The sequence below is a fragment of the Methanomicrobiales archaeon HGW-Methanomicrobiales-1 genome, assembly GCA_002839675.1.
Classification (GTDB): domain Archaea; phylum Halobacteriota; class Methanomicrobia; order Methanomicrobiales; family Methanospirillaceae; genus Methanoregula.
This window is the reverse complement of the sequence record PGYM01000005.1, coordinates 22,610-33,204: the sequence shown is the minus strand read 5'-3', so window position 1 is coordinate 33,204 and position 10,595 is coordinate 22,610. Positions and strand designations below refer to the sequence as shown.

The 10,595-nt window shown below is 54.7% G+C and carries 8 protein-coding genes and 1 pseudogene; 3 read left to right on the top strand and 6 right to left on the bottom strand.

What is annotated here, in order from left to right:
* Positions 1-329: 329 nt before the first annotated feature.
* Entirely contained in the window at positions 330-572 is a 243-nt protein-coding gene (locus tag CVV30_12630; GenBank protein ID PKL67731.1) for a hypothetical protein, read from the bottom strand.
* Between the two features lie 302 nt (positions 573-874).
* Here CVV30_12630 and CVV30_12625 point away from each other — a divergent pair, with 302 nt between their 5' ends.
* Entirely contained in the window at positions 875-1,678 is an 804-nt protein-coding gene (locus CVV30_12625) for a hypothetical protein (GenBank protein ID PKL67730.1), read from the top strand.
* An 11-nt stretch (positions 1,679-1,689) separates the two neighbouring features.
* On the opposite strand, the gene CVV30_12620 is transcribed toward CVV30_12625, so the two are convergent.
* The gene (locus CVV30_12620; protein ID PKL67729.1) at positions 1,690-1,878 is read right to left on the bottom strand and encodes a hypothetical protein; all 189 of its coding nucleotides are present in this window, start codon (positions 1,876-1,878) and stop codon (positions 1,690-1,692) included.
* 391 nt (positions 1,879-2,269) lie between these two features.
* On the opposite strand from CVV30_12620, the gene CVV30_12615 reads away from it, so the two are divergent.
* Entirely contained in the window at positions 2,270-2,773 is a 504-nt protein-coding gene (locus tag CVV30_12615) for a hypothetical protein (protein PKL67728.1), read from the top strand.
* Between the two features lie 84 nt (positions 2,774-2,857).
* On the opposite strand, the gene CVV30_12610 is transcribed toward CVV30_12615, so the two are convergent.
* The 4 genes and pseudogenes from CVV30_12610 to CVV30_12595 form a co-directional block, all read right to left on the bottom strand.
* Positions 2,858-3,943, bottom strand: coding sequence for a hypothetical protein (locus tag CVV30_12610; protein PKL67727.1), 1,086 nt, complete (start codon positions 3,941-3,943; stop codon positions 2,858-2,860).
* 92 nt (positions 3,944-4,035) lie between these two features.
* On the bottom strand, positions 4,036-5,007 hold the full coding sequence (locus tag CVV30_12605; protein ID PKL67726.1) for a segregation/condensation protein A: 972 nt from the start codon (positions 5,005-5,007) through the stop codon (positions 4,036-4,038).
* Positions 4,994-8,443 carry a chromosome segregation protein SMC gene (smc, locus tag CVV30_12600; GenBank protein ID PKL67725.1) on the bottom strand — a complete coding sequence of 1,150 codons (3,450 nt, stop codon included), beginning with the start codon at positions 8,441-8,443 and terminating at the stop codon, positions 4,994-4,996. Before smc ends, CVV30_12605 begins: the two co-directional genes overlap by 14 nt.
* A gap of 12 nt (positions 8,444-8,455) precedes the next feature.
* Positions 8,456-8,998 (bottom strand): annotated as a pseudogene (locus CVV30_12595) (hypothetical protein).
* Positions 8,999-9,334: 336 nt separating this feature from the next.
* Here CVV30_12595 and CVV30_12590 point away from each other — a divergent pair.
* The gene (locus CVV30_12590; protein ID PKL67724.1) at positions 9,335-10,573 is read left to right on the top strand and encodes a serine hydroxymethyltransferase; all 1,239 of its coding nucleotides are present in this window, start codon (positions 9,335-9,337) and stop codon (positions 10,571-10,573) included.
* The last annotated feature ends 22 nt before the right edge of the window (positions 10,574-10,595 follow it).

Here is a 10,595-nt window from a genome sequence, read left to right as displayed (position 1 = left end):
ACAATGTAGGTTTCAAGGATATTTATACCTTGTTACACGCATTGTTTTCCCATCAGAACCAAGGCCGGTTAAACCGGAGTGCTCGGGTCCTCATCGAACTGTATCTGAACAGTGGACATCGTCGTGATTTCTCACGCGTCCACGGGCCTACAACATAGGATTCAAGGTTATTTATACCTTGTTGCCTGCGTTGTTTTTCCCTCGAAACCGACACCCGTTCCCGAAGGAAGGGTTTCGTCGGTTTGTCATCAGATTTTGTGGATCTACATATAACACAGCCAGCCATTTAAAGATTGTCCCCCATCACAACCCTGTTTCTTCCCCGTATTTTATTGCCCGGAAACTATTTTTCCGGACCATAAAGACAAAACGGTTCGGGAACCGGTTTTCTGCACTGTTTTCCGGGATTTTATCGCATTTTTCCCGTACTGCGCGTAAGGGCCCGAAACCGTAAGGACACGCATTTTTTCAGCTCGGAATTCTTGGAGCGCATTTTGGGGAGAGGATGATTTCACGCCGGTAAAGGAGCGGATCACACCAAAACAGTCCGGATGCTTGCCGCAATCGCGCATTGCCGGAATACTCCGGAGATCTGAGTTCCCGGGGGATTTACACCACTATAGTATGTGCAATCGGTTCGCGTGATCGCGCAGGATATTCCAGTCCGGGACGCAAAAACCGGAGGGGCTGCCGCACAAAAACCAGAAATCTGCTGCGAAAGGTATCTCGGAAGGTTCGCGCGATTACTGGCTTTCAGCAGTATCCTGCTGTACCTGTGTGTATACACGCGAAATCCGGAAAACCCACTCCTACATGTACCGTATTGTAAACCGCTTTATTCACACTATATATAGAAGCATAAAAAAAGTTCATCATGGGAAAACTTGCAGAGCTGCTGGCGGGATGCCCCCGGGCCGGAACCCCCTGGGAAAAACCGGGTGAATGGAAAACGATCCGGGCATTTCCCGGTTTCATGGCACACCGGTTGTATATTCTTCTCTCCCGGCCGAAAGAAGCAATCAGCGAATTCGGCGCCGGGGATTACAAGACACCTTTGTTCTTCTTCCTGTTCTTCACGATCATCCTCGCCTTCTTACAGAATCTCGCAAGCCAGCTCCAGTGGGCAGTTTTCGTTCTGTTTGGCCCCCCTGCGGTATTCAAACCAGGATTTGCAGATGTACTGGGCATTATTTTCAGCCCCTCTGTCCTCATTATCGCGCCAATCGAGCGCACCGTTTATGCGATTTTGTTCCTGGGAATATCGACAATCATCCTTGCGCTCTGCCTGTGGCTGATAACCGGTATCCGGTCCTGGAATCCAGCGTTCACCATCTGTGCATACAGCCTACCAGTGCCATTGTTCCTCGGTACTGTGCTTGCCTTTGTGCAGGTTCCCCGGCTTATCCCCGGGATACTTTCCCAATACGTGGCACTCGCATTTGTCCTTGCAGGCATTATTTTTACAGTCTTCATCGCGGGATACGGGATCCAGGCCCTGACAAAAAAACCGCTTATTACTTCGGTGATGGTGGCGCTGTTCTGGGCCGTGATTGGGTCACTCGTGATCGGTGGTATGCTGGAACTTGTGATCCTGCCTCTTGAGAACGGGCTCCGGAATATGATAGCGGTGACGTTTTTCCCGCAGAGTTATTCCACGGTAGCGGCTGTGGGCACCTGATTCAACTTTTTTTACCGTTCTTTAGTAGCAAGGAGCAGAATTCCTGCCAACTGAGGGGAGTCGTCCCGAAGTTTGGCGAAGTCTGACCAATGAAGTGCAAAAATAATTGGCTGCTGGTCACAGCTATCAAAATGTCCCTCACTGACCCCCCCATCAGCAACAATACCATTGCGATTGAGATCGTTCTTCCCATTTATCATCGCAAAATGCACCAACTTTCCAGCAAAAATAGCAGTCAGACAGGGGAGGGGGTGAGGGGGGTCAGTGAGGGACAAATGCAATTATGGTGATCCGGTCGAACGGACGAAATAACTTTTCCATGAACAAACATCAGTTATTCAACGATGGAGAGGTAGACAACTTATACGGGAAACTACCAACAGGGGATCGTGAAATTTCCTTAAGCCTGTCCCTCACTGACCCCCCAATGCTCCCGTGCAATTGACCAACAGGAATTTATCGACTCATCGCAAATCCACCAGATATAGACTTGAGTCGACCTGCTTTTACTCTCCACTCACAATCAGCCGGGTCAGAATTTTCCCGGGAGAGCAAAGCGGGCGAGACTTGGCAGGAACCCGGTGAAGAACTATGAGACACTTCCGCCAGAAACCCGGAACAAAGAGCGCGATGCATATCCTGAAGAGTCCTTTCCCGGATATCACGGCATTCAACGCGGTCATCAAATCGCTCATCATGACGAACCCACTCGGATGCACGTCCTACTGGGTGAAGAGAAAGAACAATCCCCCGGTCGGGAAAGTCCGCGAGCAGTACACCGCGAAGTTCGTGTATGAAGATGCGATGCAGAAGCGGGTTGGGGTAGGGCATGAAACGTACGACTCGGTCGAAGGCTACCAGTTGGGCATCGCTGCGGTTATCTCCAATATGGCTAACATCGCTGCCCATCGCGGAAAGCCCCAGCATCTCCCCGATGCCGACCATTTCTCTGTGATCCTGAAATGCCATGATCCGAACGGCGAGTTATATTTCCTGAGTCTTGCCCGGGACCGGGTAACGGTGTCATCCTATACTGATGATACGATTAAAAAGAAGGTCGAGATGTGGACGGACAACGTGCCGGCACTGGAATAATTCCGGGAAGAAATGCCGTAACCGCAATGAGAATCCCGCAATACTATGGGAAATCTCCTTATCAGAATTTTTAAAAAAATCCCGTTACTCCTTCTTACTCATGAGCACGAAAAAACCGCAGATCCCGATACCTGCCAGAGGGATAACTACCATGAGCCCGGCCGGTGTCGGCTGCGGTACAGGTTTTGTGGGTATTGTTGAGGGAACAAGAGTCCCGGATATCTCCGTATAACTTCCCCCGGTAACCGTCACTGCCGATGTCCATTCCGCGTACCCGGCCTGCCGGAGCGCGAGGGTATGGCTTCCCGCAGGAATGTCAGCCAGCACCATGGGTGTTACTCCGCTGTACTTGTTGTCAAGGTAGATGCCAGCTCCCGAGGGGGTGGAACCCACGAACAGCTGGCCGGTGGTATCGGGAGCCGGGGGCAGCTCGGGTGCCATAGCAGCAGTGATCTGGCCGGTGATGCCCGGCAGGACTACGATGGTCTGGGTAAAGGGCTGGTAATCCTGCATCACGAGCCTGACATTGTAGGTGCCCGGTGCAAGCTGGGTGACATAGACAGGATCGCCCGGGTACGTGATTCCCTGGTAATTCTCGTTCACGTATACCGCGGCTCCGGGGGGAACGGACTGGACCTGGAGATCACCGTAGGCCGGCGACTGTGTATAGGGCACCATGCCTATGGCGGTGGGGAAGGTCTCCCCGGCAGTTATGGAAAGCGGGGTTGTGGAATCATAATAGCCGACCTTCTTGAGCAGGAGCGTGTGGCTTCCCGGGGAGAGGGGGATGATCTGTTTACCATTCCCGTAGTAGATGCCATCGATATAGATGTCCGCCTCGAAGGGGTTGAGATCAAGCCACCCGTACGAGTCGGGGTTTGATACCAGGAGGGCGTTGATTACTTCAGTGCCGCTATCCCCGACACCATCGTAGGTGCTCCAGGTCTGGAAACCGGGCATGGATACAGTGATGGTATGCCAGGTATTGCCCAGTACCGGGAAATCATCGGGTGTGGTATAACCGCAATGGTAATCGACACAGAAACTGGCACCAGGCGGGTCCGAGTAGATGCGGTACTGCGAAGATTCTGCAGCAGCCGGTACAATGCCCAGGATGAGGCAGGCCAGGATCAGGCCGGCAACTACGAGAGTTCGGTAATGAGTGGACATGATAAAGGAGAGTGTCGCCGGTTAGTATAAAAACCGGTCGGGTTGATTGCTGCGGTCCGGCATATCAAAACAGAAACAATTAATCCGGAAATTCACTCAGAACCGGAGCCGGAAACGAGCTCTTCTTCTTCCACCCGGCACAGCTGCACCCAGATATCCCCAAAAAACTCCTCCTGCCGGAGCTGGCACCGCCCCTCATGTGCCAGGAACAACAGCGGGATATACACTTCCGGCATGCCCCATCCCAGTTTCTCGCAGAGCTCGGCAAGCGTCATCTCGCCATCAATCTCAAGGAGGGAAAGGCACTCCTCCAGGACTACCGATGAGGATGCCTGGTAGCCTTCGTCATGGGCAATGCTGACCACGTCATCGGCATCGATGAGGAAGGCCTCGCTCGGGTCCGCTGCCATCCGCCGGCGTCGCCGTTCTTCTTTCTCGATATTCTTGAGCTCGGTGATCAGCTCGAAGAGCGTGATCGGGCTCTTCCGCATATTCTTGCGATCGAGCCTGCGCTGGATCTCGTGTTCGAGCCGCTCGATGATTCCCAGCCGTCCGGTGTATTCGATCTCCCCGTCCGGCATCCCGTCATAGTCTTCTCCGAACGAGCCATCGTCATCCTCGCTCTCCTCATCCTCCGGGGCTGCAAGGATCTCCAGCTGCTCGGACTTCATGCGCAGGAGCGTGGCTGCGTAAAAGAGGGTGCGTCCCGAGAGCTTGAGATTGAGTTCCCGCCGCCGCTCAAGCTCCTTGAGGAAACGGTCGGTCACTTCGATGATATTGATGTTCCAGGGATCGATCTCTCCCCGCTCGGCAAGCCCGACCAGGATCTCGATCGGGTCTTCCAGTGCTCCGCCATTCTCTGATTCAGTTACCAGCGGGGCGTCTTCCAAGGTTTCGGCAACCCCGCTTGTGGGATCTTCCCTGTCCGTATTTTGCTTATCTTCCGGGTTCTTCGCCCCATCCGCAGGTACATCCGCCACATTCTTACCTGAAGTGACCGGTGTGGGGTCTGAAGGGGCCTGTTCCACATCCGGCGGGAGGCCGGAACCCTCAGGCGCCGCCATGTGCCTTGACCCCGGTGACCAGCGTGCTCTTGTCGGACCGCAGCGTGACTCCCATGATCCGCTGTGCAGCATCGATCATCGGCTTGCGCAGCGAGACGATAACGAACTGCGAGTTGGGCGCAAGTTCGGTAACCATCGATGAGATCCGTTCCACGTTCGAACCATCGAGGGACATATCCACTTCATCGAAAGCATAGAACGGGGCGGGGATGTACCGCTGGATGGAGAAGATGAACGCCAGCGTGGTCAGGGACTTTTCCCCGCCGGAAAGGGACGAGAGCAGGTGGACTTTCTTGTCCCTAGGCTTGACGGCAAACGTCATCCCGCCGGCAAACGGATCCTCTTCGTTTTCCAGCACGAGATTCCCGCTCCCGCTGGTGAGGCGGGCAAAGATCTCCCGGAAGTTGGTGTCGATTGCCTTGAAGGCGGCAGTGAAGGCTTCGAATTTCATCTGCTCGAACATCTCGATCCGTTCGATCAGGCTCGTCCGCTCGCTCGACAGGGTTTCCTTTCGCTCCGTTCGTTCGCCCACCTGTCGCTCCACTTTCTCATACTCCTCGATCGCGAGCATGTTGACGGCGCCGATCTTCCTAAGGGCGCCGTCAGCTTCGGCAATTTTCCCTTCGATTTCCTTTAGGGAAAGAGAGATGTCCATATCTCCCACCTGCTGCCTGAGCATCTCGACTTCAATGCCAAGGGTTTTGGCACGCTCATCGATTGCCCCCAGCTGGATGGTGATCCGCTCCTTGTCGGCATCGAACTTCATGAGTTTGAGTTCCGAGTCCTGGATATGCTGCGAGGCCTCGCCCCGCTTGGTGCGGAGCTCGTCAAGAACCACGGAGAACTCCTTCTGCCGCTCTTCGAGGGCGGCAATCTGGGACTTGTGGATGACGATCTGATCATTGGAGCCCGCGATGTCGGTATCGATCTGGCGGTTGCGCTCGTCCTGCCGGGCCCGGTCTTCACCCAGTTCGACCAGGCGGGCATTGAAGTGCTGGCGTTCGCGCTGGGCATCGTTGATGTCGCCATCCTTATTCCGGAGCCGGCGTTCCGCTTCCTCGATCTCCTTGCGCTTCCGCTCCATCTGCTCGGTGAGAGCCGGAATGTTGGTATCGTCGAGGCGTTTCTTGATCTCGTCAATCCGGACCGTGATCGCATTGATCTCATCGGTTGTCTTGTCCAGCTCGCCTTCGAGCGAGGCTAGTTCTGCACCGCCATTCCGGGTCTCTTCTGCCTGCCGGGCTACAGCGGCTTCAATGGTCTGCTTCTCGACCGTAATCGCCTCGAACCGGCGCGAGAACTCCTCGGTGAACATGCCGAAGCGGGCAACTTTCTGGTCGATCTCGTTCCTTGTTGTACGCCGGGCATCCACCTCTTCGGTGAGTCGCTTGACGCCGGCTTCCAGGGTCGCTGCTTCACCCATCAGCTCGCCAAGGTGCGACCGAACCCGCATGATCTCATCGTCCACTGCGGCACCGAAACCCCGGATGGCCTGCTTCTTTGCCGACCCGCCGGTCATCGCCCCGCTCTTTTCAAGGATTTCACCCTCGAGCGTGACCATGCGGAACTTGCCAATGAGTTTCCGGGCCCGGTCAAGGGTATCGACGACAACGGTGCCACCCAGCGCAACCGCAAATGCCCGGTCATATTTCGGGTCGTAATCGATCAGGTTTACTGCATAATCGATCACGCCCGGCTCCTTGAGTGGCGGGAGCTGGGGCGGTTTTAATTTATTGAGCGGAAGGAACGTGGCCCGCCCGAGCCGCTCCTCCTTGAGGTACCGGATGGCATCTGCCGCAATCTGGTCATCATCGCAGACCACGAACTGGAGCTTGTTGCCCGCGGCAATATTGAGCGCCATCGAGTACTCGGGGGGTGCTTTGCCGAGGTCCGCAATGGTGCCGTGAATCCCTTCCATTGCCTTGATCGCTTCGAGGGCCTTGCCGCCCGATTCCCCCCGGGCCTGCTGGGCAGCCTCCAGCCGGAACGCGTCCTGTTCGGCAGACCGTATCTCATTTTTCAGCCGTTCGAGCGTAGAACGCTGGGCAAACATCGAGCCTTCGAGTTCCGAAAGATTGCGGTCGAGCTCCTTCTTCTCTGCCGCAAGGTCCCCGACACTCTTCTCGCTGTCGGTCAGCTGGGCCTGCTTGGCAGTATATTCCTCATCGAGTTGTTTTAAGAGAAGGGTTAAGCGTTCCAGCTCGGTGGTGCGCATCCGGCTCTTCTCGATGAGCATGTCCTGCTGGTGCAGGATGCCGGAACGCTGCGCCTTCTTCTCCTCGCTCTCCTTGAGGAGCGTGAACAGTTTCTCCCGCGAGCCTTCGGTATCTTCGGAATGCGCCTTTAACTCGGTCTCGGTTTTTTCCAGCTGGGCCCGGAAGGTCGCCACTTCCATGGCAACGTTCGTGCGATCGATGGTGAGTGAACGGATCAGGTCGGTACATTCGGCAACCCGCGCCTCGGCCCGTTTCGTATCCATGTACGTGCGGTTGATCGCCTCAAGATTGGTTTCCTTCTCCTTCCGGAGCCGGACAATCGTCTGCTCGGCAAGCTTGATTCCGCTCTTGGCTTCTTCGAGTTCTGCGATCAGCTTGAGATAGTCCGACCCGCTCTTCTTGTTGATCAGGTCGTCGATATCCTTTAAGTCCGCCTTGAGGTACGCAAGCTCGTTCTCCTCGATGCTCCGGTCAGACGCGATCCGGGTCAGGTGGATCTTGTGCTCTTCTGTAGAGCGGAGGAGAGAGTTGAGTTCCTTTTCCCGGTCATGCAGCTGGGCAACGGCCCGGCAGTTCTGGAAATACGAGAGATCCTTCTGCCATTTCTGGTACTCGAGGGCATGCTCGCGTTCGCGCCTGAGTTCATTTGCCCGCTTGCCCAGTTCGATGAGCAGGAGCTCCTCGCGTTCGATCCGCTCGCGGACGATGTCGAGCTCCGAGAGGGCCTGTTGTTTCTTGGTATCGAACTCGGAGACCCCGGCGATCTCATCGATGATCTTGCGCCGCTCGAAATCGCTCATCTCCATGATGCGGGTCACATCGCCCTGCATCACCACGTTGTAGCCGTGAGGTTTGATCCCGTGCTTTGCGAGATGTTCGACAATATCACTCTGTTTGCAGAGCCGGTCATTGAGGTAGTTATAGCTGTAATACCCGTTACCGGTCCGCTTGATCCGCCGGCGGATCTTCGTGCCATCGGAGAACTGGAGGGCAACTTCTGCAATGTTGCGCCCGGAGTTTAAGTTGATTAAATCCGTGAGCTTCTCGGCACGGAGATTGCGGGAACTCGAAAGTGCCAGGACAAAAAGAATGGAATCAATGATGTTGCTTTTGCCGGACCCGTTAGGCCCGGATATCACCGTGAACCCTTCCAAAAAAGGGATTTTTGTCTTTTTGGAAAAAGACTTGAAATTATCTATTTCGAGTTCTGTGATATGCAAAGATCCGGCTCCTTACTTCTTTGCAGGATCCTTCTTTTCATCTTCGGCAGCATAGATCAGGTCAGCCTGTTTGGGCTTGCCTGCTGCGCCTTTCTTCTGGCCATAGCCGGCACGGGCAACAATGTAATCCTTATCGCCACGGCGGGGTTCGAGTTTCATGGTCCCGTCCTGCTGCATGATCAGGTCCATGATCGGCTCCGGAGGTGCTTCTGGCACATCGGGCTGGCGTGCGCCTTTCCGCATGACGACGGTACTGCCGCTGGAAGATACACTTCCGGCCTCTGCTGATGGTGAAGACTGATTCTGGACAACAGTCGGGCCACGCTTGAGTTCCTGCAACCTGCGTTCGTCGGTCTGCTTGGACATCTTCATAGCGATCGACTTGAGGTCCAGCAGCTCCTGGGTAAGGCCCTTAACCAGTGCTTCCATCTCTCTCATCTTCTTTTCCAGTGCCGCAATCCGGTCCTCAGTCGCAGCCCCGATTCCTGAATTTTCCAACATTGTTTTCAGTCACTCCTGTTCTTGTCCATGCTTTAGGATGCTAGATCTCTGCATACATCAGCACCAGCAGAGGTTCTTACTGTACAGGTGCGGCGCATACCTTAATAATAATACTAATGATCGCCTGTTTAGGAAAAAAGGTTTGCGCTCTATTATGGCTAAAATGTCGGGAATTTTGCGTATCGTTCTGCCTGCACCCCATTTTCCGGTATTACACCCTGTACGGACAGTTAACAAAACCGGGTGTGATTTCCTTTGTTTTTTACAAAACAACGACAGGTAACCGTTTGCGGGCATTGTGTGGGTATCGTTTCAGGACCGGGGCCGCATTATTCCGGTACTGGATACTTAAGAAAAGGTATTACCTGATCCAGACGAACCTTAGTGCATATGTCTTATCTGTCTAAAACTGATCCAGAAATAGCAGATATTATCGAGAAAGAACGACTGCGCCAGACCAATGGCCTTGAGCTCATTGCGTCTGAAAATCTCGTCTCCCACGCGGTACTTGAAGCTATGGGGTCGATCATGACCAACAAGTATGCCGAAGGTTACCCCGGGAAACGGTATTACGGCGGTTGTGAGTTCCACGATATGGCAGAGAACCTCGCCCGTGACCGGTTGAAGAAACTGTTCGGGGCAGAGCATGCCAATGTACAGCCCCACTCCGGCACCCAGGCAAACATGGCGGTTTATTTTGCGTTCATGAACCTGGGAGATACCCTGATGAGCATGAAGCTCCAGCAGGGCGGTCACCTGTCCCATGGCTCACCGGTCAGTTTCACGGGCAAGTTTTACAAGGTTGCCCAGTACGGCGTTGACCCGAAGACCGAGATGATCGATTACGGCGCAGTCGAGGAACTGGCCAAGAAGGAGAAGCCCAAGATGCTGGTCTGCGGTGCATCCGCGTACCCCCGTACCATCGACTTCAAGGCATTCCAGTCGATTGCAGACGACGTAGGCGCGTACTGTATGGCCGATATTGCCCATATCGCCGGGCTGTGCGCAACGGGTGTCCACCCGAACTCAGTCGGCGTCGTAAACTTCACGACCACCACCACCCACAAGACCCTCAGAGGACCCCGTGGCGGCGCGATCATGTGCAACAGTGAATACGGCCCGGCCATCGACAAGGCAATCTTCCCCGGCATGCAGGGCGGCCCCCTTATGCACACGATTACGGCAAAGGCAGTCTGTTTCGAAGAAGCCCTCAAGCCATCGTTCAAAGTCTACAGCCAGCAGGTAGTTAAGAACGCAAAGGTGCTTGCAGAGACCTTGATGAACAACGGCCTCCGGCTCGTCTCCGGTGGTACCGACAACCACCTGATGCTCCTTGACCTGACCGCACAGGGTATCACCGGTCTTGAAGCAGAAGTCGCACTCGGAAAAGCCGGCATAACGGTGAACAAGAACACGATCCCGAACGAGACCAAGAGCCCGTTTGTCACCAGCGGTCTTCGTGTCGGCACCCCCGCCGTCACTTCACGCGGCATGAAAGAGGCAGAGATGCGCAACATCGGCAACTGGATCGCCATCATTGTCAAGGATGTCCAGAATGAAGCCGCGATCAAGGATGTGCATGCAAAAGTCGAAACCATGTCCAAACAATTCCCCATTTATCCGGAATAATTCACCCATATTTTTCAGGAAT